Raw genomic sequence first — 25,669 nt, forward strand, 5'->3', positions numbered from 1 at the left:
ATCCAACTGTTCGGGCTCTCGCCAAAGTGGAACGGTGAATGGCAGCTTTTGCTCCCACACGTGCTCTGGGCACCTCGGGTTATCAGCTTGCCATTCACCGCTCTCACTTCAGATTCTATTCCCTCTCCAAGACACAAGCGGGTTTACCCGCGAAGAAGCCACTGCGGTGCATGGCACCGGCTTGGCCGGTGTTCGCGGCGGTTCGACGCCTCGACTCGCCCGCTCCCACAGTGATCGCGCAAACGCTTAGATTGTGAACAAGACGGTTGCTCCCAAATGGCTCAGCGTCGGGCCGCCAGGGCCTCAGGGTTGGCAATGTTCTTCGGCTTTCCTTCGAAAAACGCCAGCACATTGTCGAACGCATCGCCAAAGTACAGCTCGTAGCCGTTCTTCTCCACGTACCCCAGGTGCGGCGTACTGAGTACACGTGGGTGGCGCAGCAGCGGATGGGTGGTGTCGAGCAGCGGCTCCTCCTCGTACACATCCACCGCCGCGTAACCCGGCCGCCCGGCATCCAGTGCCTGCAGCAATGCCCCTGGGGCAATCAGTTCTGCGCGGCTGACGTTCACCAGCAGGGCGTCGGGTTTCATGCGGGACAAGTCGTCGAAGGTCACCCCGTGGCGTGTCTGGTCGGACAGGCGCAGGTTCAGGCTGACAATATCTGCTTCGGCAAAAAATGCCTCACGCGAGGCAGCAGCACGGTGGCCATCGGCCTCGGCTGCGGCGCGGCTGCTGTCGCTGCCCCATACCAGCACGGGCATGTCGAACGCCTGCGCGTAACGCGCCAGGCGCTGGCCGATCTTGCCGTAGCCCCAGATGCCCAGCAGCTGGCCGGCCAGCGCCTGGCCCAGGTTGACCTGCCATTGGCCTTGGCGGAAGGCGTCGATGGCCGGCAACAGTTGCCGGCGGGCATTGAGGATCAGCGCCCAGGCAAGTTCTGCAGGCGCCACCGGCGAGCCGCGCCCTTCGGTGACGGCAATGCCGCGTGCGGTACAGGCAGCCAGGTCCAGGTGGCCGGACACCTTGCCGGTCTGGCTGATCAGCTTGAGCTTGGGCAGGCGGTCGAGCAAGGCGGCGTCGATGCGGGTACGTTCGCGGGTGAGTACCAGTGCGTCGGCATCGGCAAAGCGTGCTGCCAGTTGCTCCAGCGTGGCCGGCTGGCGCTCATGAAGTACGCTGACAGCGTGCCCGCTCAGCTTGCCGAAGCAGTCGAGCGTGCGGATCACATCCTGGTAGTCGTCGGGAATGACAATGCGCATGGTGGTCTGGCCCTGGCGGTACAGTGAAGCGTCGAAGATAACCCAACCGGTGGCATCAACGTCAGATCAGGATGTAGTCGCTGCGCACCACCACCGGCTCGTGCGCCCCTTCGACCAGGTGCACGAACTGCCCGCCCACCTGGTCGATTGCCAGGCAGTCGTCGACATCAAGCAAGGCGTCGGTGTGCGGCTTCAGCCAGTGTGCCTGCAGGCGCTGCTTGCCCAGGGCCTTGGCTTCGGTCTTGTTGTGGGCGGTAACCAGCAGGTAGCGGTGCGCCTCGCCGAACACATCGCGTTCGTAACCGCCGAGGTTGATGAAGTACAGGTGCAGGGCGCCACGCGCGGGGGCGTCCGGGCGCAGTTCGATGCGCTGGCCGTCCACACCGTGCACTTCCAGCCACGAGTCGATGTGCAAGCCTTTCGCGCTACCGAACCAGGCCTGGCGCAACTGCGGGTAGGCCTGTTCGAAGGTGTCGGCCTGGGCGAATACCACGTCGTGGACTTCGATCTTGGCGCCGGGGTGGCGGCCTCCGAGCATGACGACGTAAAGCATGGGCGGTCCTTTGCGTGGCCTGAGTGAAAGTGCGCATTGTACCCAGGCACAGCCAGTTGCATGAAGCGATGCCTGAGCATTGTGGGACCAACTGTCTTGTTCAAAATCTAAGAGTTTGCTCCATCACTGTGGGAGCGGGCATGCCCGCGAACACCGGCGAAGCCGGTGCCATCCAACGCGCTGGGTTCTTCGCGGGCACGCCCGCTCCCACAGTGACCGAGCCTGGCATCAAGCCGCTTTCTCTTGCCGCTGGGCCAAGCCTGCTGAGCACTTGAGCACAAACCCGAGCACCACCGCTGCCCCCGCACTGGCAAAAATCATCTCCCGCCCGGCACTCTGCTGCTGCAACGCCACGAACGCCGGCGCTACTGCCGCGGCCCCCAGCTGCAGCGCACTGACCCAGGGCGTCAATGTGCCCCGTGGGTCATTGGTGGCAATCGCCCCCATGTAGTAGGTCAGCGCCAGCACCCAGCCGAAGTTCATCAGGAACAGCGCCATGCACAGCTGGTCGGCGTCATGCGTGTAGCGCGCGAGCATGGCGATCGACACCAATACCACCAGCGAGCCCAGGCCGATCATCGGCCCACGGCTCACCCGTGCGCCCAGCAGGCTGGGCAGGGCACCACCAGGCAAGCCACCCAGTATCCCCAGCCCGAAGGCCCAGCCCACATCCACCGCGTCGATGCCACGTTCGCGCGCCAACTGGTCGACAAACCCCCACAGCGAATAGATGGCCAGTTGCAGGCACAGCATCCCGAGCAAGGCATAGCGTCCGATCAGCGCCGAGCCGCCACCTGGCTGTGGCAGGCGCACCGGCGTTGCACGCAGCCGTTGGTCCGGAATGAACAGCGCAGCCACGCCGATCAGCACGAACCAGAAACCCAGCGATGCAATCGCCGCGCGGTTACCGAACTGCTCGGCCAGTTGTGGCATGCACGTCGCGTACGTGGCGAAAACAGCCGTTTGAATCAGCAGCGACAAGCCGTACGACCGATCCTGGCCCGGCAGCCGGCCAAGCCCGCTGATCGCCCCGGCATACAGCACACCCGCAGCAATGCCACAGGCAAAACGGCACAGGATGAGCGTCGTCAAAGTGTCCAGTGCCGCGCTGAGCACGTTCAGCATCAGCGCTGCGAAGGCTGCAGCCAGGTAAAGCCCGCGACCCCTCAGGCGGCGCCCCAGCACCGGCAGCAGCAGGGAGCCAAGCAATGTCCCGCTCATTTCACTGGACAGCACCCAGCCTTGCTGGCTCAGGTCCAGCTGCAGCCGTTCGGCCAACAGGCCGATGAAGATAGGTTGTACGCCAATGATGATCAGCGCCGTGGCGGCGATGTAGATCAGGGCGGCACGCAGAAGCAGGGTGTTGTTATTGTTATGCATGGTCGGGTCCGGGGTCAGGCGCGGGGCAGGGTACCTGCGTCATGGGTGATGCGGCCGTTCATCACGGTCAGCGCCACTTCGGTATTGCCGATCTGGTAGCGGTCCAGTTCGAACAGGTCCTGCTCCAGCACGATGATGTCGGCGCGCTTGCCGACAGTGATCGAGCCGATTTCCTGCTCCAGGCCCAACTGGTAGGCGCCATTGAGGGTGTAGGCGGCGATCAGTTGCGGGATGCTCAGGCGCTCGTCGGCATCGGGCATCACCGGGGCGTCGGGTTCGCCGCTGAGCTGGCGGGTGTGGCCCGATTCGATGTGCTCCACCGGTTTGTGCTGGCATCGGCACTGGCACACCAGGCCGTCCATGCCGATGGACACGGTCACCCCCTGGTCGATGAAGCTGCGGAACTTGTACATCGAGGCCCAGCGTGGGTAACCGTAGGTCTGCTGGATGGCCTCGGCGTAGGCGTCGACCACGCCCCACTGCAACTGGGTGTTGGCCATGACGCCGATGCGGCGAAAGCGCGGGATGTCGTCGGGGTGGGTGAGGAAGGCGTGGGTGATCACGTGGCGGCGGTCACGGGGCGGGTTGCTGGCGAAGGTGCGCTCGAACACGTCCAGCGCCATGCGCACGGCGCCATCGCCCACGGCATGCACCATCACGTCGATGCCAAGGGCGTCGGCCTTGCGCACGTGGCCTTCGAACACCGCCTCGGGCATGGTCGTCGAACCGCAGCTGTGTGGCTTGTCGCAATAGGGTTCAAGCAAGAACGCGGTGTGGTTCAGCTCGGTACCGTCCAGCATCAGCTTGAGGGTTTGCGCCCTGACCAGTGGCGAGTCGTAGCGCTCGCGCAGGGCTTGCAGCTGGGTGACCGGGTCGTCCTCGGTGCCCATGTTGATGTAGCTGCCGACCACACGCAGCTTCAGGCGCTCTTCGCGCTCCAGTTGCTGCAGGGTTTCATACAGCAGCGACTGGTCGCCGGCGGGGTCGAGGAAGCCGGCATCGAACACCGTGGTAATGCCGGCAGCCACCAGTTTTTCTTGCCAGAAAGGGATCGAGCGCAGGTACAGGTCGATGCCTGTTGGCAGGTAGCCCGCTTCGCTCAGGCGTTGCATCAGCAGCGAATAGGCGGCGCAGTCGATGATCACGCCAGTGGGCTCGCCGGTGAGCGGGTCTTTTTCGAACCAGCTGGCGCCTTCTTCCACCGCCGGGGTGTCACGGTCGATGCCGGCGGCGTTCAGGGCGAAGCTGTTGACCCACATGGTGTGATAGTCGGTGGACAGCAGGCACACCGGCTTGTCCGGGCAGATGGCATCGAGGACTTCGCGGCGCAGCATGTGCTCTGGCATCAGCGGCTGGATCCAGCCCATGCCGGTAATGGCTTTTTCCGTAGGGTTGGCCTCGACGTAGGCCTTGAGCAAGGCCAGCACCTGCTGCGGGTCTGTGTGGTTGACCAGCGCCTGGAAGGCGAAAGCGGTAGAGGAGAAGTGCCAGTGCGACTCGACGAAGCCTGGCAGCACCAGTTTACCGCCGGCATCCAGCAGCCGGGTGGCAGGGCCGGCGTACGCCATGACGCTGGCGAGGTCGCCCACGCAGACGATGCGTTCGCCGCTGATGGCCACAGCCTGGGCCCAGGGCCTGTGCGGGTCGACGGTGTAGATACGGGCATTGTGGAGGATGAGGTCTGCGGCGATGGACATGGCAACTCCCTGGGTCAGAATGTCGCATTAGTTTTGAGTTGCTTAAAACTTTTAGTCAATAAAATATTTTTACCAGTCAGCTTTGCGTTATGCTTGAGGCCGACTTGTACGGTTTGGAAAAGGTGTGAATGTGAGCGGATTGCGCGAGCAGCAGAAGGCGATGCGCCGTGAAACCATCAGCCGCACGGCGCTGGGCCTGTTCGAGGCGCAGGGTTACCAGACCACCACCATGGAGCAGATCGCGCGCCTGGCGGCGGTGTCGGTGCCCACGGTGTTTGCCTACTTCGGCAGCAAGCAGGAAATCCTGCTGGAGAAGCTGCGCGAGGCCGACCACCGTGCGGTGGCTGAGGCCAGGCGGCGCCTGCCAGAGTTTTCCGATGCGCTGGAGGCGCTGTGCTGCTACGAATCGCACCTGACCGATTACGCCTTCGAGGTGCTGCCTGCGCCGCTCTGGCGCGAAATACTGCCGCCGCTACTGCCGTTGCTGGGCAGTGGCCAGCAGGACGTGCCGCAGGCCTACAAGCGGGTCAACGATGCGCTGGTCAACGAGTTGAAGTGCCTGCTGCAGGACCTGTGTGACAGCGGCAGGCTGCGTGCAGGGCTGGACGTGGGGTACGCGGCGTTTTTGATCAACGACTACGGGCACTTGCAGTTGCTGCGCCTGTGCAGCCGCGAGCCGCTGGACATCGCCGCACACCGGGAAGATGTGCGGATGTTCATGGGCTTTATCCTGGCCGGGATGCAAGGGCCTGCACTCGCCCCCTTGTAGGAGCGGCCTTGCGTCGCGATGGGCCCCAAAGCGGCCCCCAGACGCCAGCGTTGACGCATGAATTGCCGGGGCTGCTAACGCACCCCATCGCGACACAAGGCCGCTCCTACAAGGGATTGCGTGGGCCGCCAGACAGGTGCTCTACCAGAAAATCCACGAACAGCCGCACCCGCGCCGGCATCGCCTGGCCACCGACGAACACCGCATGGATCGGCTCGCGGTCGTCAGGGTTGTACGCCTCCAACAAGGGCACCAGCCGCCCGCTGGCCAGGTCGTCGACCACCGTGAAGGTACCGATGCGAGCCACGCCGGCACCGATCCTGGCCAGTTGCGCCAGGGCTTCGCCGCTGCTGCATTCGATGTTCCCCGCCACCTTCAACGAGAACACCTGCCCGTCGCGGCGAAACGGCCAGTCGGGCGCGGCGCGGCGGAAGTTGAAGCGCAGGCAGTTGTGCCGGGCCAGGTCTTCAGGCTCAAGCGGGGTGCCGCAGCGTTGCAGGTACTCGGGCGAGGCCACCACCACCTGGCCGGTTTCACCTATGGCGCGGGCGCTCAACGAGCTGTCCGGCAGGTGCCCGAAGCGCAGTGCCACGTCAGCCTGGCCGCCGAGAATGTCAGCCACTTCGTCACTGAGGGTAAGGTCAACCAGCACTTGCGGGTAGCGTGCGCTGAAGGCCGCCAGCAGGGGTACCACGGTCAGCCGGGCATGGCCCAGCGCAGCGCTTACCCGCAAGCGCCCGCGCGGCACGCCCTGGTCGGTGATGGCTTCTTCCACTTCGAGCATGTCGGCCAGCACCCGCCGTGCACCGCGCAGGTATGCCTCACCCTCGGGGGTGAGGGTGATCGCCCGGGTGGTGCGCAGCAGCAGGCGGGTGCCCAGGCGCTGTTCGGTGCGGGCGATGATGCGGCTGACCGCAGAAGGCGTCAGGTTCAGTGCCCGCGCGGCGGCCGACAGGCTGCCCTCTTGCGCCACCCTGGCAAAAATCTCCATCTCTCCGGATCTTCCACTGAAGTCCATTTGTGCCTCATGCGCAAAGGTGGTTCGCAAAAAAGCAGTCTAGTGCGCTTTTGAAATGGATCGTAGCATTTGCGGCATAGATAAGGAGCTTGCCATGCGTATCAATCCACCTCTTGTCGCACTCGCCATCGGTGCCTTTGGCATCGGTGTCACCGAGTTCGCCCCCATGGGCATGTTGCCCAGCATCGCCACTGACCTTGGCGTTTCAATTCCTGCTGCCGGGCTGCTGGTCAGTGCCTATGCCATTGGCGTGCTGATCGGCGCACCGCTGATGACCCTGGCCACGGTGAAGATTCCGCGGCGTTACTTGCTGATCGGGCTGATGGCCATTTTCACCCTGGGCAACCTGATGTCGGCCCTGGCCAGCGACTACGCCAGCCTGCTGGTGGCCCGCGTGGTCACCTCGCTCAACCACGGCGCCTTCTTTGGTATCGGCTCGATTGTCGCGGCCAGCGTGGTACCGCCCGAGAAGCGCGCCGGGGCGGTGGCGGCGATGTTCATGGGCTTGACCCTGGCCACCATCGGCGGCGTGCCGCTGGCGGCCTGGTTTGGTGAAATGCTGGGTTGGCGCACGGCATTCTGGGGTATTGCCGGGCTTGGCCTGGTGGCGATGACCTCGCTCTGGTACGCGCTGCCCAATGTGCCGTCACCCAAAGGTGACGGGGCCATGGCCGAAATCCGTGTGCTGGGCCGCGGCCCGGTGCTGGCGGCGTTGCTGCTGACGGTGGTGGGTTCCAGTGCGATGTTCACGGTGTTCACCTACATTGCGCCGATCCTGCAGAGCGAGGCGGCGGCGTCCACCACCTTCGTGACAGCCATGCTGGTGTTGTTCGGTGTCGGCCTGACCTTGGGCAACGTATGGGGTGGCAAAGCGGCAGACCGCTCGATCGACCGCACGCTGATCCTGTCGTTGGCGCTGTTGATTGCCGTGCTGCTGGTGTTCCCGCTGGTGCTGGACTGGCCGTTGCCGACGGCCCTTGCGATCCTGGTCTGGGGCGCTGCCAGCTTTGCACTGGTGCCGCCATTGCAGATGCGGGTGATGGAAGCAGCCAAGGATGCACCGAACCTGGCTTCGGCGGTGAACATTGGTGCGTTCAACCTGGGCAATGCGATTGGCGCGGCGCTGGGTGGCGCAGTGATCAACGCAGGGCTGGGCTACCCGGCGATTTCCCTGGCGGGCGCGGCGATGGCGGCGTTGGGGTTGGTGATGGTGCTGCTGTTTGCCTGGCGTGGTCGGGTGGTGGCAGCGGGGGGCCAGGTTGCGGTGTAACTGGCCGAGACCCCGGGGGCGCTTTGCGCCCCTTTCGCGACACAAGGCCGCTCCTACAGGGGAATGCGATCTCTTGTAGGAGCGGCCTTGTGTCGCGATGGGCTGCTAAGCAGCCCCATAATCCTGCAGGTGGAGCCAGACTGCTAGCGACGCTTCTCGAAGCGTACATCGCGCTCGTCAACCGCCCCTGTACACACCCACCCCGACTGCCGATAAAAACCATTCGCACGGATAGTCTCATCGCCGTCAGTGGTCAGGTGAATCACGTCATGTTGTTCGAACAACGACTCTTCCGCCCGCTGCAGCAACATCCGTCCTAGCCCCTTGCCTTCATGCCCAGGCCGCACGAACAGGGCAAACAGCTCACCCTCTTCCTGATCGACCATGGCAAACCCGACGGCTTCGTCCCGCCACTCGGCAATCCATGCGCAGGGGCCATTGCCGATAGCATCGGCAAGCGTATCAGCGGTAATGCCGAGATCATGCATCTGCTCACGCGAAAGGTGGTTCTGGCTCACACTGGTGCGGATGTCGAACAGCAACTCGATGTCATCTGGTGTGGCCTGTCGCAGAACTGCAACCATCAATCAATCCTCTTGCCGATGTTACGGCGTACCGTTACGGCCGTGCAGGTGATAGGCCGGGCGCTCGCTCAGGCGCTCGTAATAATCGCGCACCGCTGGCAGGTGCGGGTGCTCGAACGGCGTTTCGAACCAGCGGTTGACCGACAGGCCGATAGGGATGTCGGCCAGGGTGAACTGGCTGCCGGCCACGTAGGCACCGGTGCTGGCCAGCTGGCGGTCGAGGATGTGCATGTAGCGTGACCAGTCCGCGCAACCGGCGGCAAGGGCTTGCGGGTCCTGATGGGCGGGGGAGTGCCTGACCAGTGACATGAAGGCGTAGCTCCACGAGCGGTTCAGGTCCGAGGCCTGCCAGTCGATCCACTGGTCGATCCTGGCCCGCGCCTGGGCATCGTCGGGGTAGAACGCGGTGGCACCATAGCGGTTGGCCAGGTAGCGGATGATGCTGTTGGATTCCCACAAGGTGAAGTCGCCATCCTGGATCACCGGGATCATGGCGTTGGGGTTCAATGCCAGAAACTCGGCGCTGTCAGTGGCCTTGAAGCCAGAGCCCCAGTCTTCGCGCTCGAATGCGACCTCGAACTCGGCGCAGGCCCACAGGACTTTTCGCACATTGATGGAAGAGGCTCTGCCCAGTATCCGTAGCATGGTGTTCGTCCTGGTGTGGGGGAGGTTGATCGTCCGACACTGCCAGGTGCCGGTCAAGGGGCTGATCGGTGGCAGAGCGTCCACTTCTAGGGGTTTTTGTAGTCCATTTCCGAAAGTGACCCTTTCCACCCTCCTGATCATTGTGATGGGCCAGACCGCGCCCTAGGCTCGGCATGCTCGTAACCCGGAGGAATCAACATGGACAACGACACCCCGAAAAGCAGCAAGCTCAATGTCGTGCGTGCAGCGAGCCGGTTTGGCAACGCCGATGCCGAACTGGTGCAGATGAAACCGCAGCTGCCAATGAGGACCGCTCTGACAGAGGCATCGAGCATCATGGGCTGCATCACCGAAATTACCCGCAAGGCCATCGACAGGCCAGGCGACCGCAAGGTGATGATGCAGGCCACGTTTTATCTGGCCGGCATGGCCAAGGCGCTGATCGATGGCCAGCTGCTGCAGGTGCGTCAGGCGCGCGAAGGCGAGCGAGAACCCTAGTCAGGCTTGCCTGGGGGGCCTGAACTTGGCACCCTTGGGCGGTTTGAATCATCTGTATCACGACAGAAGGAAGTTTGCATTGAGCTGGGACAAGGTGGGGAAACTCCTCGTAGCCGTGCTTGTTGGCCTGATGGTGCTTTTGGCCGCCTACGTGTTGCTCAGGGGCAACCCGCGCCTGGAGGCGTCACTGACCTATGCCTACCTCACCTATCCCACCCAGTTCAGCGAGCGCATAAGCAAGGCCAGCGAGCAGCTCAAGTATGAGCAGTTGCAGGGGCGCATCAACAGCATCGGCCAGGGCGCGCTGAGCCACGACCAGGTCGAGCGCCTGATTGAAATGGCCCAGGCACCCTATGCCCAGCTGTTCGCCAAGCCTTTCGAGGCCGGGCTGGTCGATCACCGTACCGGCTTGCTTATCGAACTACTCAACAGTGGTGACGCGCCTGTACGGGAGGTGAAGATCCGTCTGCCAGCTAAGGGCCTGGTGCAGGTGCGTGATGCTGCCGGCAACGACACACTGCTGGAGACCGCCACCGCGCAGGTGGACATCCCGGCCATCGAGCCGGGTGGCACGTGCAAGGTGTGGGTGTATTTCGATGCAGACTATTTGCAGATCCGCCAGGGCGGGGTCAGCATCAGCCACGCCGACGGAGTGGCCAAGGTGCAGGTGTACCACGAGGTCATCGGTTTTCCGGCCATGGTGGCCCGCTACAGCCGCGAGTTGATGGTGCTGCTGGGCGTACTGGCGGTCAGCGTGCTGGGCTTGGTTTATGCCTGCCTTGCACGGCGCCGAGCGCGGTAAACGCCTCTCCTGTAGAAGCAGCCTTGTGCTGCGAAGAGGCCGGTTCAGGCGCTGCATTAGTGTCGCCCGTACCGGCCTCTTCGCAGCACAAGGCTGCTCCTACAGAGAAATGCGGGATGCGTGTTCTGCGCTCAAGGGTCATTTGCTCAAAACTCAATACTCCCCCCGTTGACGACCCTCTATAGTGCTCGGCATTACAAGACCCATGCCGAGCCTGCCTGATGATCCCTTCCCTGGACTCCATTTTTTCTCGCCTGCGCCTACGCCAGTTGCGCCTGCTGATCGAGCTGGACCGCTGTGGTTCGCTGCACAAGGCGGCCGAAGCCATGGCCATTTCCCAGCCCGGGGCCACCAAGGCGTTGCGCGAGGTGGAGGAGGTGCTGGGCGTACCGTTGTTCCAGCGCCTGCCCAGCGGTCTGGTAGCGAATGACGTGGGCCGTTGCGTGGTGCGCTATGCGCGGCTGATCCACAGCGACCTGGGGCATTTGCGCGAAGAAGTGCTAGGTATCGTCCAGGGCCAGGGTGGGCGGCTGGCGGTGGGCAGCATCATGGGGGCCATGCCGACTCTGGTCAGCGCCCTGGGGCGCTTGCGCCGCAAGCAGCCGCAACTGGCGGTGGAAATTGCCGAGAATACCAGCGCCAACCTGCTCGCCCAGCTGGACGAGGGGCGCCTGGACCTGGCCATCTGCCGGCCAGGGCTGGGCCGCAACGCGGCGGACTATGCCTTTGTCAAACTGGCCCAGGAGCCGTTGGTGGTGGTTGCCCACCCGCAGCACCCGCTTGCCGGGGCAGCGGCACTGGAAATCAGCGACCTGAGCCATTACCGCTGGGTGGTCTACCCGGTCAATATGCCCATGCGCCAGGCGCTGGAACGCGAGTTGAGCGAGGCAGGGGTGGAGGTGCCCCGCTACCCGCTGGAAACCTTCTCCACCTTCGCGACATTCATGCTGCTGGAAGATGACCCGACACTGGTGGCGGTCATTCCCAGTGCCGTGGCGGCCTTTGCCGAGCAGCGCGGGTTGCTGGTGTCGCTGGCGGTGCAGCTACGGGCGCTGAGCGAGCCGTTCGGCATCGTGCACCGTGTGGCGGCGCCGCTATCGCCAGCGGCGCGGTTGTTGGTGGAGGAATTGACGGCCACGTGAAGTTTGACGGTGTCCGCATCCAGCCCGTCGCTGATGGGGATAAGCGAGGGTTATTGGTGGATCAGCTCTTTTCATTATCGGCGGCCCTGCGTTGTGCTCTAGATTGCCCCCGGCACGGCCTGCCAGTACCCCTGTAACCCTATTGCATCAAGGAGCAAACCAATGGATCTAGGCATTACCGGCCGCTGGGCCATCGTCTGCGCGGCCAGCCAAGGCCTGGGCAAAGGCTGCGCCGAGGCGCTGGGCAAAGAAGGCGTGAACCTGGTCATCAATGCCCGCACCCAAGCCACTCTGGAACAAACCGCCAGCGAGTTGCGCGCGGCCTGCCCGGGCATCGAGGTGCGTACCGTGGCCGGTGATGTTGCCGATGCCCAGGTGCGCCAGGCGCTGTTGGCGGCCTGCCCGCAGGTCGACATTCTGGTCAACAACGCCGGTGGCCCGCCACCGGGGGACTTCCGTGACTGGGGGCGTGACGACTGGCTGAAGGCGTTGGACGCCAACATGCTCACCCCCATCGAGCTGATCAAGGCAGTGGTCGACGGCATGGCCGAGCGCGGTTTCGGCCGGGTGGTGAATATTACCTCTGGCGCGGTGAAGGCGCCGATCGACATTCTCGGTTTGTCCAACGGCGCCCGCAGTGGCCTGACCGGTTTCATTGCCGGGTTGGCCCGGCAGCAGCGCCTGGCGGGCAGCAATGTGACTCTGAACAACCTGCTGCCTGGGGCGTTCGACACGGCGCGTTTGCAAAAGACGTTGCAGGCGGCGGGTGGCGATGTGCAAGCCACCGCTCAGGCCAGGCGCAAGGCCATCCCAGCAGCGCGCTTTGGCGATGCCGGGGAGTTCGGCGCGTACTGTGCTTTCCTGTGCAGTGCGCATGCCGGGTACATCACCGGGCAGAACCTGCTGATCGATGGCGGAGCGTATCCGGGGACCTTCTAGAAATGTGGGGGGGCAGAGCGCCCCCCCCCACACTTAGAGTCTGTTAAACCCGCAGCACGCACAGGCGCAGCGCGCGAAAATCCAGGTCGAGGATTTTACCCCGGACAGCCGCTTGTTCTAGCGGGTATTCACCACAGTGCAGCCGACGCCGTCGTCAGCACCCGACCAAACACGGCGAGTGCCTTGTCCACTTCTGCCTCGGTGCTGAAGCGGCCGATGCTCATGCGCACACTGTTGCGTGCCTGACGCTCATCCAGCCCCAGTGCCAGCAGCACATGCGAAGCGGCGTTACTCGCCGAGTTGCAGGCCGAGGTGGTCGACAAGGCCAGCTCGCTGGCCAGTGCCGCGCTAGTGAAACCCTTGCTGTCGATGCACAGGTTCAGGGTATGGGGAATGCGTTGGTTGGCGCTGCCGTTGAGGGATACGCCAGGTAACGCCAGCAGGCCGTCGCGCAGGCGTGTGGCCAGTTGCTCAAGGCGCTGGTGCTCGCTGTCGCCTGGTTGGCCGGCCAAGGCAAAGGCGCTGCCCATGCCCGCGATCTGATGGGTTGCCAAGGTGCCGGAACGCAGGCCCTGCTCATGGCCGCCGCCGTGCATCTGCGCACGCATCAGCGCGTGGGCGCGCGGCCCGACATACAACGCGCCGATGCCTTTTGGCCCGTAAACTTTGTGCGCCGAGAACGACATCAGGTCAACGGCCATCGCGTTCAGGTCGATCGCCAGCTTGCCCACAGCCTGCGCAGCATCCACGTGCAGCAGGGCACCATGGGCACGCACCCGCTCGCCAATCGCTGCAAAGTCGGTGACCGTGCCCAGTTCGTTGTTCACCGCCATCAGCGATACCAGACGGGTATCGGCGCGCAACGCTGCCTGCACGCTTGCGGGCTGAATCAGGCCGGCAGCATCCGGTGCCAGGCGGGTAACGGCCCAGCCTTGGCGCTCCAGCTCGGCCACCGTGTCGAGTACGGCTTTGTGCTCCAGCTGGCTGGTGATCAGGTGCCCGGGCATGCCGATGCCTTGAGCAATGCCTTTGAGTGCCAGGTTGTTGGACTCGGTTGCGCCCGAGGTCCACACCAGGTTGTCGGCTTGCGCGCCGACGCACTCGGCCACCTGCTGGCGGGCTTGCTCCACTGTCTGTCGGGCAGCCTGGCCGTAGGCGTGGCCACTGGACGCCGGGTTGCCGAAGTTGGCCTGGCTACCCAGGCAGGCAAGCATGGTTTCGATGACCCGATCGTCGACGGGGGTAGTGGCGGCGTAATCGAAATAGAGCGGGGCGCTTGGCATTCAGGGCAGGTCCATGTCTGTCGCCGTGGAGTCGGCGATTATTGGAGTAAGCGTATCCGCCGTGCGCGAGATGTTTTTCGCTTCCCGCAGCTGTTTTCTCAATTGGCCGGAGAAAACTTTCTCTCTGTTGGACTGTTTGTAGGATTTTTTTCTACGGGCAGGAAGGGGCCAATGAACAGCCCCTCGCAAACGTCTTCAGGCGGGCTCCAGGGCCTTCTCTTCCTCGGCTACAACGCGTTCGCACAATTCGGTGATCTGCTCGCGCATCCAGCGGTTGGCCGGGTCCTGGTCGGTGCTTTCATGCCAGTACAGGTGCGTTTCCACGGCGGGCACTTCCACCGGCAGTGGCTGGTAACGCAATTGATGGCGGCGGGCGAAGCGCTCGGGAACGGTCATCGCCATGTCGGTTTGCTGCAACACCTGCGAAGCCATGAGGTAATGCTGCGAGCGCAAGGCGACCTTGCGCTGCACGCCCATCTTGCCCAGCGCCAGGTCGACGTAACCCAGGCCGTTGCGGCGGCTGGAAATATGGATATGGGTCATGCCCAGATAGCTGTCGAGGGTCAGCTTGCTGTCAGCCAGTGGGTGGCCCTGGCGCAGGGCGCAGACATAGCGGTCTTGCATCAGCTTGACGTGGCGCACCTGCGGGTCGGTGTTCAGGGGCGCGTCGATGGCGAAGTCCAGGCGGCCGGCGGCGAGTTCCTTGGTGGTCTCGCGGCGCTTGCACAGAAAGCTTTCGATCAGCACCGCGGGCGCCAGGCGGCGCAGGCGCTGGAACAGCGGCGGCAGGATGACCGCCTCGGTCAGGTCGGTCATGCTGATGCGGAAGGTTTTGTTGGCCTGCTGCGGGTTGAAGATACGGCTTTCCTGCACCGACGTACGCAACAGTGCCAGGGCGTTGCGCACCGGGCCGATGATGTTCTGCGCCATGGGCGTGGGCACCATGCCTTGTGCGGTGCGCACGAACAGCGGGTCGTTGAAGGTTTCGCGCAGCCGCGACAGGGCGTTGGACACCGCCGGCTGGGTAATGCCGACAATCTGCCCGGCGCGGGTCAGGTTGGCTTCGGTGTAGATCGCATCGAACACGATGAACAGGTTCAGGTCGACCTTGCTGAGGTTCATGGGCGCCGCTCTTTGTTGGAATTATTCGCCGATCATATATCGGTTATGAATGTTTATACACGCGGAAAATAGACTAGGTGGATGGAGGCATGCTGCTCTAGGCTCTGGCACATGTACTCCGAACCGTGAAGGTAGCCCCGATGGATTTCGCCTATTCGCCCAAGGTCCAGGCACTGCGCGAGCGCGTTACTGCGTTCATGGACGCCTATGTCTACCCCGCCGAAGCCGTGTTCGAGCGCCAGGTTGCCGAGGGCGACCGCTGGCAGCCCACTGCAATCATGGAAGAACTCAAGGCCAAGGCCCGCGCCGAAGGGCTGTGGAACCTGTTCTTGCCCGAATCGGAGTACGGCGCCGGCCTGAGCAACCTGGAATACGCCCCGCTGGCGGAAATCATGGGCCGCTCGCTGCTCGGGCCAGAGCCGTTCAACTGCTCGGCGCCGGACACCGGCAACATGGAAGTGCTGGTGCGCTATGGCAGCGAAGCGCAGAAACGCCAGTGGCTGGAGCCTTTGTTGCGCGGCGAGATCCGCTCGGCGTTTGCCATGACCGAGCCGGACGTGGCCTCCTCGGACGCTACCAACATGGCCGCGACTGCCGTGCGTGACGGCGACGAATGGGTCATCAATGGCCGCAAATGGTGGACCTCCGGCGCCTGTGACCCGCGCTGCAAGGTGATGATCTTCATGGGCCTGTCCGACCCTGAAGGGCCACGCCACCAGCAGCATTCGATGGTGCTGGTGCCCACCGATGCGCCGGGCGTGAAGATCGTCCGCCCGTTGCCGGTGTTCGGCTATGACGATGCCCCACATGGCCACGCCGAAGTGCTCTTCGAGAACGTTCGGGTGCCTTATGAAAACGTGCTGCTCGGCGAGGGCCGAGGCTTCGAGATTGCCCAGGGGCGCCTTGGCCCGGGGCGTATCCACCACTGCATGCGCTCGATCGGCATGGCCGAGCGTGCGCTGGAGCTGATGTGCAAGCGCTCGGTGGAGCGTACGGCGTTTGGTCGGCCACTGGCGCGGCTGGGTGGCAACATCGACAAGATCGCCGACTCACGCATGGAGATCGACATGGCCCGGCTGCTGACATTGAAAGCGGCGTACATGATGGACACCGTCGGCAACAAGGTGGCCCGCAGCGAGATCGCGCAGATCAAGGTAGTGGCGCCGAACGTGGCGTTGAAGGTGATCGACCGGGCAATTCAGATGCATGGTGGGGCAGGGGTGAGCGGCGATTTCCCGCTGGCCTACATGTACGCCATGCAGCGCACCCTGCGCCTGGCCGACGGGCCGGATGAGGTGCACCGGGCGGCGATTGGCAAATATGAGATTGGCAAGTATGTGCCGGTGGAGTTGTTGCGCGGCGGGCGCTGAACTCGTCAGGCTGAGCTGGCCTCTTCGCGGGTAAATTGCTTCGCCGCACCGCCGCTCCCACAAGTACTGCATAAGCCCGAAGCCTGGGCGGTCCCTGTGGGAGCGGGCATGCCCGCGAAGAATCCAGCGCGGTGGATGGCACCGGCTTCGCCGGTGTTCGCGGCGGTTCGACGCCTCGGCACGCCCGCTCCCACAGTGATCGCGCAAACGCTTAGATTTTGAACAAGACAGTTGCTCCCACCTTGACCTCCATAGCGCCACCGACCGATGTAGGAGCGGGCTTGCCCGCGAATACGGTGGCGGGGCAACGGTGCATGCGTTTAAGGAAAACTCTCGCAACTTGTAGGAAGTTTCTGAATTTCGACGGAGGCCACTTGAACCTCTCTTGCTGGTGTTAGGTTTTCCAACCTGAACCATACACAGGGAGTTTGTTTATGCGCGTCAGTCTAGAGGGATTAGGTCAGGCTGTAGATGGCGATCTGACCACAACGGGTGCTATCTGCATTGCAACGGGCGCAGGCTATCTCGACGAAGGCCGAATGGTGCTCCGTGAAGGCGACCAGACCACGCCATGCCCTCTTTGTGGGCAGGTGGGGACTGTCGCCGAAGGTGTGGATCACTTTATATCCGATGGCCAGCGGGTGGCCATGGACGGGGCGTTGGTTGTCTGTGGCTGTTCCCCAGGCAGCAACCGGGTAGTCGCGCCGTTGTATGAAGCCCCGCCGTCCCTGTATTCCATTGCAGGGCGTACCAATACCCACTTTGCCGAGCCATCACCCTCCGTCTACCCCGAGCGTTTTTCCCAGCCCGTAATAGGCGCATTGCCCAGTACGCTGGAGCCTGGCTTCTACGTTGTGCCTCGACGCATGTCGTTCCCTCAGGTGCTGGTGCAATTGGCCGAGCACGATGCCACGTTGCCGATTTCCCGTTTGCAGCGGCTCAACCCGACGTTTGAGAAAGGCTTCAAGGCCGGGGAAATATTCGTAATCGGTGACCCGGACAACGCAAATGCCTGTACACGCGAAGAGGGAGAACTGATGGGGGCTGCCCAGCATGCACGCCGCGCGCTGGAGGTGCTGGACTTCGCCGAAGCGGATTTCATGATGGAGCACCAGGCCGAAATCGCTGGCTTGCTCAGCGACGCAAGTTTGTCCATGGGCGTGGGCAAGGACATGCTGGATCAAGGTTTGAAACAGGTCAGTCAGACGTTGACCCGTATCGAGCAATTGCACCACCGGGAGTTCATGCGCCACGGCCACCTGAACAGCCCGGGCTTTTTCGCTGAACGGCGGCGGCTTCTGCAGCAGCTGGATGGACAGTTGAAAACGGCATTTCTGAACAAGCAGTTGAACCTTGGGAACTATGAACGCTTGAGGAAGAGCTTGAATATTTCGACCAAGAGCCTGGTGCATCATTGGTCGAAAGCGGGCGGGCCGGGGCAGATTCCGGGGTATGCAACGCATCTGGCTAAGGTGGCGAAGCTTAGCAATTACCTCAAATATGGCGGACATGCTGCAGTAGGGGTGGGCGGCGCTTCGTCTTACTTGAACGTGCAGGAGGTGTGTCGGGCCGGTGAATCTGGAGCTTGCAAGAAGGTTCGTTTTACCGAAACGGGTAGCTTCGCAGGTGGTCTGGGGGGCGGTATGCTTGGAGCTTGGGGAGGTGGTGCTGCTGCAACCGCTCTTTGCGGTGTTTTCGCGGTCGGTACTGGTGGGCTTGGCGTTCCGGTATGCGGGATTGTCATCGTTGGCGCCAGCTCTGCGGCAGGCTCTATTGGCCTTGGCGCATTCGGAGAAAAGACTGGAGAGGTACTTTATGAGGTGATAGATGATTAACTTCGATAGTTGGTCGCCGCTGCTTAAACTAGCCTTTCTGATTGTCCCTTTTCTCACTGGATTTTCAGGTCTTGCTATAAATGTGCGAATTGCAACGTCCCGTGATTTTCAACTCGCCTTGTCAGCTATTACAAGCAACCCCTATCTGGAGCAGATGAAACCCGTATGGGGTGGAGGAAGCCTGAGGTCTCGCTGTCTGCTGATGAGTGCGGTGAGCGCTTTGGTCACGTTTCCTAGGCTACATCTGCATATGGGTTGGTTGGATGAAGAGGAACTTAAGCATTTCCCGCCGTACTTGAAGCGAAAAATGGCTATCGCGCTATGGCTCATTTTCATCGCGTTGCTTTGGTCGCTGATGGGTTACTTTATAGTTAAAAATTAATACTGGGTCAGACCCGCAATTGCGGGTCTTCATCCTTCTGCCCATTCGAAACATTTCCTTGCTGGGTAGACTCTACAGCCGCCTTCTGCCCCCTTGTCTTGACCAACGAAACCACCACCCCACCCAGTAACAGCCCGAACGTCACCCCCAACGACAGCAGCGCCGGCACCTTGCCGACCATGCCGTGATAGAAAATCTTGCAGCCAATAAAAATCAACACCAGCGCCAACGCGTACTTGAGGTACACAAACCGGTGCATCAACGCCGACAGTGCGAAGTACAGCGAGCGCAGCCCAAGAATGGCAAAGATGTTCGAGGTGTAGACAATGAACGGGTCCTGGGTAATGGCGAAAATCGCCGGCACGCTATCGACTGCAAACACCAGGTCGGCCAGTTCGATCAGCACCAGTGCCAGGAACAACGGGGTGGCATAACGCAATGCCTTGCTCTGCCCGGGCGGGGTCTGGCGCACGAAGAAGTGCGAGCCGTGGATCTGATCGGTGACCCGCATGTGCCGGCGCACGAACTTGAGGATCGGGTTGTTGGCCAGGTCCGGGTGGCTGTCTTCTTTCGACAGCGCCATCTTCACCCCGGTAAACAGCAGGAAGGCACCGAAGATATACAGCACCCAGGCAAAGTTCTGCACCAGCGCCGCGCCCACACCAATCATGATCGCCCGCAGGAACACCACCCCGAGGATGCCCCAGAACAGCACGCGGTGCTGGTAGCGGCGGGGGATGGCGAAGTAGCTGAAGATCATCGCCATGACGAACACGTTGTCCATCGACAGCGATTGCTCCACCAGGAAACCGGTGTAGAACTCCAGCGCCGACTGAGCGCCCAGCTGGTACCAGACCCCGACGCCGAACAGAACCCCGACGCTGAAGTAGCCTGAGTACAGCAGCAGGCTTTCGCGCATTTCGATTTCGCGGTCGTGGCGGTGCAGCACGCCCAGGTCGAGCACCAGCAAACCGATGACGATGGCCATGAACACCAGCCACAACCAGGCGCTGGTACCGAGAACAGGGGTGGTGAGGAATGCTTGCAGAGCTGTCATGAGCCCCTCCTTGAATGTCGACGTTGCATGGCAACAGTGATCCGACATGGCGGCTTGGCAGCCGTCAGAGGGGCCCGGTATCACATGATTTTGAGCCTAGACCCGTTTGCAGGAGATACCGAATGGGGAGCTGTTACATTTCTTTGCCAAGGCCCCTGTAGGAGCAGCCTTGTGCTGCGAAGAGGCCGGTATGGGCAACACATCTGTGCAAGGTTTACCGGCCTCTTCGCAGCGCAAGGCTGCTCCTACAGCGATGTGTGCAGCTTTCGGGTCAGTAGACCCACACCTCGACCCGGCGATTACGCAGCCGCCCTTGCTCCAGCTCATTGCCGGCCACGGGCAGTTCATCGCCCATGCCGGTCACCTCCAGCAACTCCACGCCATCGCGCGCCAACTCACGGCGCACTGCCTGGGCCCGCAGGCGCGAGAGCAGGGCTGCGCGCCCGGGCGTTTCCTTGGGGTCGCCAAACCCGACCAGCACCGCCTTGCTCTGCAGCTTGCCGGCCTGGCGCAGGTACTCGGCCACGCGCTGCACATCGCGCAGGGCCTTGTTGTCGAGGCTGGCACTGCCTTCCTGGAAGCGGAAGTTCACGCTCAGCCGCTGCGCCTGCTGGGCCAGGGTGCGGTAGCGCGGTGGCATGTCGGCCTGGGGCGCTACGGGTTGGGCCTTGATCTGCTGCGAAACAAAGCCCTGCTGGGCGACGATCGCCTGGCCGGCCGGGCTCTGGGCAAAGTCGGCCAGCGCCCTGGCCTGTGGCTTGGGGTTGGCCGGCAGGTAGAAGTACAGGCGCCGTGACAGCGGGTAGTCTTCGCTGGCCACCAGCGCGCGCTCCGGCAGCATGGCCGGTGCGTCGCCTTCGGCTATCGCCAGTACCTTGGCCCCGTGTACCGCCGCCAGGCTGCTGAAGCCGATGGCCTGGCGGTCGGTGGCCACCTGCGAAGCCAGTTCGTCACTGGACTCGAAGCGCCTGGCCTTGGCTGACAGTTCGTCGCGCTGTGGCTCCAGCACCAGTGCCTTGAACGTCTCGAAGGTGCCGGAACGGTCGTCGCGGGCGTACAGGTGAATGGCTCCGCCAGGAATGCCCAATTGCTCCCAGCGCTGGATTTTCCCGGAAAAAATGTGCGCCAGTTGCTCGGTATTCAAACGAGGCAGCGGGTTGTCGGGGTGGACGATAACCGCAACGCCATCCAGGCCGATCACTTGTTCGGCACTGGCAGCGCGCAGGTCGCCCAAGGCCCGCAGCTGGCGTACTTCGTTGTCGTTGATCGGTCGCGAGGCGGCGGCCAGGTCGGCCTCGCCACGGCCCAGGGCGACGAAGCCGGTGCTAGACCCGTGGGCAGCGATGTCGATGCGCACGGGTTGGCCCTGCGCATCGCGTGCGGTGATCACGGTCTCGTTGGCCCGCTTGCCGGGTTGCTGCTCGATGGCAGTGGCTTGCTGCCCGCGCAATTGCCCCTGCACCAGCGCTGGCAGCAAGGCCGCGCCGACGGTGTTGGAGCCTTGCGCACGCAGGTGCATGGGCTCGGCCAAGGTCGCAAGCGGGATCAGGGTGAGCAGCAATACAAGCAGGCGGGGCATGCCGGGTGGCCCTGTGGCATAGAGTTGGCCGGCAGATTACGACAGTGGCGTGATGATAATGTGACAGGTAGTAGGTGCTGTATCTGATATCTGGCAGTCAGCGTTATTGGGGCTGCTTCGCAGCCCATCGCAGGCAAGCCAGCTCCCACAGGTACAGTGCCCTTCCTGAAGGCAGCACGCTACCTGTGGGAGCTGGCTTGCCTGCGATGGGCCGCAAAGCGGCCCCGGCGATCTCAATGCGCCCCGGCAGACTTGCTCAAATCACTCTCGGCCCATTCGGTGTAGATGCACGCATCCGCCACCGCCCAGCGCACCTTCACGTTGTCGCCCGGCTGCATCGGCATGCCCGCGGCCGACAGTGCCTTCACCGTCAGCTCGGTACCCCCTGCAGTCACCACATGGCAGGTCTGGCTTTCACCCAGGAACAGCACTTCGCCAACCTTGGCACCGACCTCGTTCCAGCCCGCCGGCAGCGGTTCACGCGCGGCCTGCTCGGCGGTCAGGGCCAGGGCTTTTTCCGGGCGCACCATGATCAGCGCTTCCTGCGCAGCGGCCAGGCCCGGGGTCAGGCGAATGGCCACCGACTGGCCCTCGAAGCTGCCTGCGCCGTTGCTGCTGGCCTTGATCCGCAGGAAGTTGGAGTTACCTAGGAACGAGGCGACAAAGGCATTCGGCGGGTTCTGGTACAGGTCGTAACCGGTGCCCAGGCCGACGATCTTGCCGTGGCTGAAGATGGCGATGCGCTGGGACAGGCGCATGGCTTCTTCCTGGTCGTGGGTGACGTAGACGATGGTGATACCCAGCCGGCGATGCAGTTGGCGCAGTTCGTCCTGCAGGTCTTCGCGCAGCTTCTTGTCCAGTGCGCCGAGCGGCTCGTCCATCAGCAGGATGCGTGGCTCGTACACCAGCGCCCGGGCAATCGCCACACGCTGCTGTTGCCCGCCGGACATCTGCGACGGCTTGCGGTGGGCGAACTGCTCCAGCTGCACCAGCTTGAGCATGGCCTCGACCCGCTTGTTGGTCTCGCTGCTGCTCAGCTTGCGGATGGCCAGTGGGAAGGCGATGTTGTCGCGCACGTTCAGGTGCGGGAACAGCGAGTAACGTTGGAACACCATGCCGATGTCACGCTTGTGCGGCGGTACATTCACCAGCGACTGGCCATCGACCAGGATTTCGCCGCTGCTGGGTGTTTCGAAGCCGGCCAGCATCGACAGGGTGGTGGATTTGCCCGAGCCGCTGGAACCGAGGAAGGTCAGGAACTCGCCGTCCTGGATTTCCAGGTCGAGGTTGTCCACGGCGGTAAAGTCGCCGTAGTGCTTGTTCAGGCCGCGCAGGCTGACCAGGGTCTTGCCTGGCGCGTTGTCTTTGATCACTGCACTCATTGTTGTTTTCTCCGCGCGCTCAGGCGTTTGTTTCGGTGCGCCGGCGCAAGGCGGCGGCAATGAACATGACAAGCAGCGACAGGCCGATCAGCAGGGTCGAGGCCACGGCGATGACCGGGCTCAGGTCCTGGCGCAGGGTGGTCCACATCTTCACCGGCAGGGTCTGCAGGTCGGGGCTGGCCATCATCACGCTCAGCACCACTTCGTCCCACGACACCAGGAAGGCGAACAGGCCACCGGCGATCATGCCCGGGCGAATGGCCGGGAAGGTCACCTTGAAGATTGCTTGCAGCCGCGAGGCACCGCAAATCACCGCGGCATCCTCGATCGACTGGTCGAACAGCTTCAGCGAGTTGATGATCGAGATGATGGTGAAGGGCAGGGCGACGATCACGTGGCTGACCACGAAGGCGAACAGCGTGCCGGTGTAGCCGAGCTTGAGGAACAGCGCGTACACCGCCACGGCGATGATCACCAGCGGCACGATCATCGGCATGGTGAACAGCCCGTACAGCAGCTCGCGGCCCGGGAAGCGGCCACGCACCAGGGCAAATGCGCTGGGCAGGCCCAGCAGCACGGCGGCGACGGTGGTCAGCACGGCCACCTTCAGGCTGGCCAGTGCGGCGTCCATCCACTCCGGGTTGGAGAAGAACTGGCCGTACCACTTGAAGGTCCAGCCCGGTGGCGGAAACACCAGCCACTGGGACGAGCCGAACGACAGCAACACGATGAATACCACCGGCAGCAGCAGGAAGGCCGCAATGACCCCGGTGGTCAGGTACAGGCCCGTACGCAGCGGGCGGCCCATGGCATTGGGAGACAGGAGCATGGCGGTTTACCTCGCGTTGCCAACCGGGGATTCCGGCTGCAGCTTCAGGTACAGGTAGAAGAGCACCAGGGTGATCGCCACCAGCAGTGCGGCGGCGGCGCTGGCCAGGCCCCAGTTGAGGAACGACTGCACCTGCTGGATGATGAATTCGGGCAGCATCATGTTCTGTGCACCGCCCAGCAGCGCCGGGGTGACGTAGTAACCGAGCGACATCACGAACACCATCAGCGCGCCGGAGAACAGCCCCGAACGGCACAGTGGCAGAAACACCTTCCAGAAGTTGGTCCACGGGCTGGCGCCGCAGATGGAGCCGGCCTGCAGCACCATCGGGTCGATGGCGTGCATGGTGGCCTGCAGCGGCAGCACGATGAACGGGATCATGATGTAGCTCATGCCGATTACCACGCCGGTGAGGTTGTGGACCATTTCCAGCGGGGTATCGATGATACCCATGGCCATCAACGCCTTGTTGATCACACCCGAGCTTTGCAGCAACACCAGCCATGAGTAGGTGCGCGCCAGCAGGCTGGTCCACATCGACAGCAGCACGATGTTCAGCAGCCAGCGGCCCCAGCCCTTGGGCACCAGGGTGATCGCCCAGGCCAGCGGGAAGCCCAGCAGTACGCTGATCAGGGTGACCACGCCGGCCACCGAGAAGGTGTTGAACAGCACCCGTGCGTAAGCCGAGTTGGCGAACAGCTGCTCGTAATTGCCCAGTCCCGGTGTTGGCTCCAGCACCCCGCGCAGCAACAGGCCGACCAGCGGGGCGAAGAAGAACAGGCCAAGGAACAGCAGGGCCGGCAGCAGGTTGCGGCTGCCCTTCCAGCGCTGGCTCAGGCTGGCGCGGCGAGGGACCGTCCCGGGGGCGCCGGTGCCCGTGGGGGCACCTTGCGCGTTATGCAGGGCGTTGATGGCGACTTTCATTTGACCAACCACTCATTCCAGCGGGCCGCGATGGCCTGACCGTTCTTGGCCCAGTAGGCGAAGTCGAGGGTGACCTGGTCCTGGGCGTAGGCCGTTGGCAGGTTGGGCGCAAGGTCTTTGTCCAGCTTGGCCACGCTGTCGACGTTGACCGGGGCGTAGGCGGTCTTGTTGGCAAACTCGGCCTGGCCTTCGGCGCTGCTGGCGTTGGCCAGGAACTTCATGGCCGCGTCCTTGTTCTTGGCGCCTTTGGGGATGACCAGGAAGTCGGCCATGACCAGGTTCTGTTTCCAGCTCACACCCACCGGTGCACCGTCTTGCTGCAGGGCATAGACACGGCCGTTCCAGAACTGGCCGAGCGAGGCTTCACCCGAGGCCAGCAGCTGCTGCGACTGGGCGCCACCGCCCCACCAGACGATATCTTTCTTGATGGTGTCGAGTTTCTTGAAGGCGCGGTCCAGGTCCAGCGGGTACAGCTTGTCTGGCGCTACGCCGTCGGCCAGCAGGGCCAGCTCCAGCACGCCGGGGCTGGGCCATTTGTACAGGGCGCGTTTGCCGGGGTAGGTCTTGGTGTCGAACAGTGCAGTCCAGTCCACCGGCTTGTTGGCACCGAGCTTGCCTTCGTTGTAGCCCAGCACGAAGGAGAAGAAGAACGAGCCGACGCCATGGTCGGAGACAAAGCGCGGGTCGATCTTGTCGCGTTTGATCTGGTTGAAATCGAGGGGTTCCAGCAGGCCTTCGCTGGCGGCGCGCAGGGCAAAGTCGGCTTCGACATCGACCACGTCCCATTGCACGTTGCCGCTTTCGACCATGGCCTTGAGCTTGCCGTAGTCGGTGGGGCCGTCCTGCACGACCTTGATGTCGGTGGCTTTGGTGAAGGGTACGGCCCACGCTTCTTTCTGGGCGTCCTGGGTGGTACCGCCCCAGCTGACGAAGTTGAGGCTGTCAGCGGCCTGGGCGGCCTGACATGCCAGGGTCAGCAGGCTGGCGGACAGCACTGCGGTTACACGTTTGCTCAACAGCATGGTTACGCCCTCGTTGCTTTTGTTATTCGAGGCGGGGCTTTTGATGCGCCCGCCAACAGTGTTCGGGGAGCAGCTAAAACAAAGTGTCCTGGTGGCCGTTTGTGATTGTAGGTGCCGGCCTGCAGATTCAAGGTCTACGGGATATCATATTATGGTATTCCAAACATTTGGCAAGAGGCATGAGGCGACCGGCCATCACTCCGTCCTTTAAGAAGCGCTGCGGTGGCCTTTGGCAGGTGCTGAATCAGCCGAGATAGCGCGAATTTGTAGGGCATTTCTGAAAATGCGCTGCTTTGCCGGCTTTCGCTTGATGGTGCATGGCTGATGG

24 protein-coding genes are annotated in these 25,669 nt (G+C 63.0%); 9 read left to right on the plus strand and 15 right to left on the minus strand.

Features of this window, described 5'->3' with window-relative positions; all coding sequences use genetic code 11:
- Positions 1 to 281: 281 nt before the first annotated feature.
- From AK81_RS11035 to AK81_RS11050, 4 genes are all read right to left on the minus strand, one after another.
- The gene (locus AK81_RS11035; protein ID WP_043199013.1) at positions 282 to 1,259 is read right to left on the minus strand and encodes a D-2-hydroxyacid dehydrogenase family protein; all 978 of its coding nucleotides are present in this window, start codon (positions 1,257 to 1,259) and stop codon (positions 282 to 284) included.
- Between the two features lie 61 nt (positions 1,260 to 1,320).
- Entirely contained in the window at positions 1,321 to 1,812 is a 492-nt protein-coding gene (locus AK81_RS11040) for a DUF1543 domain-containing protein (RefSeq protein ID WP_043199015.1), read from the minus strand.
- A gap of 228 nt (positions 1,813 to 2,040) precedes the next feature.
- Positions 2,041 to 3,192 (minus strand): MFS transporter, encoded by a 1,152-nt coding sequence (locus AK81_RS11045; RefSeq protein ID WP_043199018.1) that lies wholly within the window; start codon positions 3,190 to 3,192, stop codon positions 2,041 to 2,043.
- Between the two features lie 14 nt (positions 3,193 to 3,206).
- Positions 3,207 to 4,889: an amidohydrolase gene (locus AK81_RS11050; protein ID WP_043199020.1), complete on the minus strand. Its 1,683-nt coding sequence runs from the start codon at positions 4,887 to 4,889 to the stop codon at positions 3,207 to 3,209.
- A gap of 130 nt (positions 4,890 to 5,019) precedes the next feature.
- On the opposite strand from AK81_RS11050, the gene AK81_RS11055 reads away from it, so the two are divergent.
- The gene (locus tag AK81_RS11055) at positions 5,020 to 5,658 is read left to right on the plus strand and encodes a TetR/AcrR family transcriptional regulator (protein ID WP_043199022.1); all 639 of its coding nucleotides are present in this window, start codon (positions 5,020 to 5,022) and stop codon (positions 5,656 to 5,658) included.
- Between the two features lie 106 nt (positions 5,659 to 5,764).
- Here the strand turns inward: AK81_RS11055 and AK81_RS11060 are convergent, their stop codons facing one another.
- Complete coding sequence (locus AK81_RS11060) at positions 5,765 to 6,676, minus strand: LysR family transcriptional regulator (RefSeq protein WP_043199024.1); 912 nt, start codon at positions 6,674 to 6,676, stop codon at positions 5,765 to 5,767.
- Positions 6,677 to 6,770: 94 nt separating this feature from the next.
- Here AK81_RS11060 and AK81_RS11065 point away from each other — a divergent pair, with 94 nt between their 5' ends.
- Entirely contained in the window at positions 6,771 to 7,946 is a 1,176-nt protein-coding gene (locus tag AK81_RS11065) for an MFS transporter (protein ID WP_043199026.1), read from the plus strand.
- A 143-nt stretch (positions 7,947 to 8,089) separates the two neighbouring features.
- Here AK81_RS11065 and AK81_RS11070 read toward each other — a convergent pair whose 3' ends face one another.
- Both AK81_RS11070 and AK81_RS11075 read right to left on the minus strand, forming a co-directional pair.
- Positions 8,090 to 8,530: a GNAT family N-acetyltransferase gene (locus tag AK81_RS11070; RefSeq protein WP_043199027.1), complete on the minus strand. Its 441-nt coding sequence runs from the start codon at positions 8,528 to 8,530 to the stop codon at positions 8,090 to 8,092.
- Positions 8,531 to 8,551: 21 nt separating this feature from the next.
- Positions 8,552 to 9,175, minus strand: coding sequence for a glutathione S-transferase family protein (locus AK81_RS11075; RefSeq protein WP_043199030.1), 624 nt, complete (start codon positions 9,173 to 9,175; stop codon positions 8,552 to 8,554).
- 198 nt (positions 9,176 to 9,373) lie between these two features.
- On the opposite strand from AK81_RS11075, the gene AK81_RS11080 reads away from it, so the two are divergent.
- The 4 genes from AK81_RS11080 (at position 9,374) to AK81_RS11095 (ending at position 12,556) form a co-directional block, all read left to right on the plus strand.
- On the plus strand, positions 9,374 to 9,673 hold the full coding sequence (locus AK81_RS11080; protein WP_043199031.1) for a DUF3077 domain-containing protein: 300 nt from the start codon (positions 9,374 to 9,376) through the stop codon (positions 9,671 to 9,673).
- Between the two features lie 79 nt (positions 9,674 to 9,752).
- Positions 9,753 to 10,475, plus strand: coding sequence for a hypothetical protein (locus tag AK81_RS11085; protein ID WP_043199033.1), 723 nt, complete (start codon positions 9,753 to 9,755; stop codon positions 10,473 to 10,475).
- Positions 10,476 to 10,696: 221 nt separating this feature from the next.
- On the plus strand, positions 10,697 to 11,617 hold the full coding sequence (locus AK81_RS11090; RefSeq protein WP_043199034.1) for a LysR family transcriptional regulator: 921 nt from the start codon (positions 10,697 to 10,699) through the stop codon (positions 11,615 to 11,617).
- 162 nt (positions 11,618 to 11,779) lie between these two features.
- The gene (locus AK81_RS11095) at positions 11,780 to 12,556 is read left to right on the plus strand and encodes an SDR family oxidoreductase (protein WP_043199036.1); all 777 of its coding nucleotides are present in this window, start codon (positions 11,780 to 11,782) and stop codon (positions 12,554 to 12,556) included.
- Positions 12,557 to 12,684: 128 nt separating this feature from the next.
- Here the strand turns inward: AK81_RS11095 and AK81_RS11100 are convergent, their stop codons facing one another.
- Positions 12,685 to 13,839: a cysteine desulfurase family protein gene (locus AK81_RS11100; RefSeq protein WP_043199039.1), complete on the minus strand. Its 1,155-nt coding sequence runs from the start codon at positions 13,837 to 13,839 to the stop codon at positions 12,685 to 12,687.
- A gap of 195 nt (positions 13,840 to 14,034) precedes the next feature.
- Complete coding sequence (locus AK81_RS11105) at positions 14,035 to 14,961, minus strand: LysR family transcriptional regulator (RefSeq protein ID WP_043199041.1); 927 nt, start codon at positions 14,959 to 14,961, stop codon at positions 14,035 to 14,037.
- 140 nt (positions 14,962 to 15,101) lie between these two features.
- Here AK81_RS11105 and AK81_RS11110 point away from each other — a divergent pair, with 140 nt between their 5' ends.
- The 3 genes from AK81_RS11110 (at position 15,102) to AK81_RS11120 (ending at position 18,548) form a co-directional block, all read left to right on the plus strand.
- Positions 15,102 to 16,331: an acyl-CoA dehydrogenase gene (locus AK81_RS11110; RefSeq protein ID WP_043199043.1), complete on the plus strand. Its 1,230-nt coding sequence runs from the start codon at positions 15,102 to 15,104 to the stop codon at positions 16,329 to 16,331.
- A 434-nt stretch (positions 16,332 to 16,765) separates the two neighbouring features.
- Positions 16,766 to 18,166 carry a PAAR domain-containing protein gene (locus AK81_RS11115; protein WP_043199044.1) on the plus strand — a complete coding sequence of 467 codons (1,401 nt, stop codon included), beginning with the start codon at positions 16,766 to 16,768 and terminating at the stop codon, positions 18,164 to 18,166.
- Positions 18,159 to 18,548, plus strand: a complete 390-nt coding sequence (locus AK81_RS11120; protein ID WP_043199046.1) for a hypothetical protein — start codon at positions 18,159 to 18,161, stop codon at positions 18,546 to 18,548. Before AK81_RS11115 ends, AK81_RS11120 begins: the two co-directional genes overlap by 8 nt.
- Before the next feature lie 7 nt (positions 18,549 to 18,555).
- Here the strand turns inward: AK81_RS11120 and AK81_RS11125 are convergent, their stop codons facing one another.
- From AK81_RS11125 to AK81_RS11150, 6 genes are all read right to left on the minus strand, one after another.
- Positions 18,556 to 19,605: a TerC family protein gene (locus tag AK81_RS11125; RefSeq protein ID WP_043199048.1), complete on the minus strand. Its 1,050-nt coding sequence runs from the start codon at positions 19,603 to 19,605 to the stop codon at positions 18,556 to 18,558.
- 271 nt (positions 19,606 to 19,876) lie between these two features.
- Positions 19,877 to 21,184, minus strand: coding sequence for a substrate-binding domain-containing protein (locus AK81_RS11130; RefSeq protein ID WP_043199049.1), 1,308 nt, complete (start codon positions 21,182 to 21,184; stop codon positions 19,877 to 19,879).
- A 233-nt stretch (positions 21,185 to 21,417) separates the two neighbouring features.
- Positions 21,418 to 22,566: an ABC transporter ATP-binding protein gene (locus AK81_RS11135; protein WP_043199051.1), complete on the minus strand. Its 1,149-nt coding sequence runs from the start codon at positions 22,564 to 22,566 to the stop codon at positions 21,418 to 21,420.
- Between the two features lie 19 nt (positions 22,567 to 22,585).
- The gene (locus AK81_RS11140; protein ID WP_016499074.1) at positions 22,586 to 23,395 is read right to left on the minus strand and encodes an ABC transporter permease; all 810 of its coding nucleotides are present in this window, start codon (positions 23,393 to 23,395) and stop codon (positions 22,586 to 22,588) included.
- A gap of 6 nt (positions 23,396 to 23,401) precedes the next feature.
- Positions 23,402 to 24,319 (minus strand): ABC transporter permease, encoded by a 918-nt coding sequence (locus tag AK81_RS11145; RefSeq protein WP_043199053.1) that lies wholly within the window; start codon positions 24,317 to 24,319, stop codon positions 23,402 to 23,404.
- Positions 24,316 to 25,341 carry an ABC transporter substrate-binding protein gene (locus AK81_RS11150; RefSeq protein WP_043199056.1) on the minus strand — a complete coding sequence of 342 codons (1,026 nt, stop codon included), beginning with the start codon at positions 25,339 to 25,341 and terminating at the stop codon, positions 24,316 to 24,318. Before AK81_RS11150 ends, AK81_RS11145 begins: the two co-directional genes overlap by 4 nt.
- Between the last annotated feature and the right edge of the window lie 328 nt (positions 25,342 to 25,669).

Origin of the sequence: Pseudomonas putida W15Oct28 (genome assembly GCF_000708715.2) — a bacterium.
GTDB classification, from domain to species: domain Bacteria; phylum Pseudomonadota; class Gammaproteobacteria; order Pseudomonadales; family Pseudomonadaceae; genus Aquipseudomonas; species Aquipseudomonas putida_R.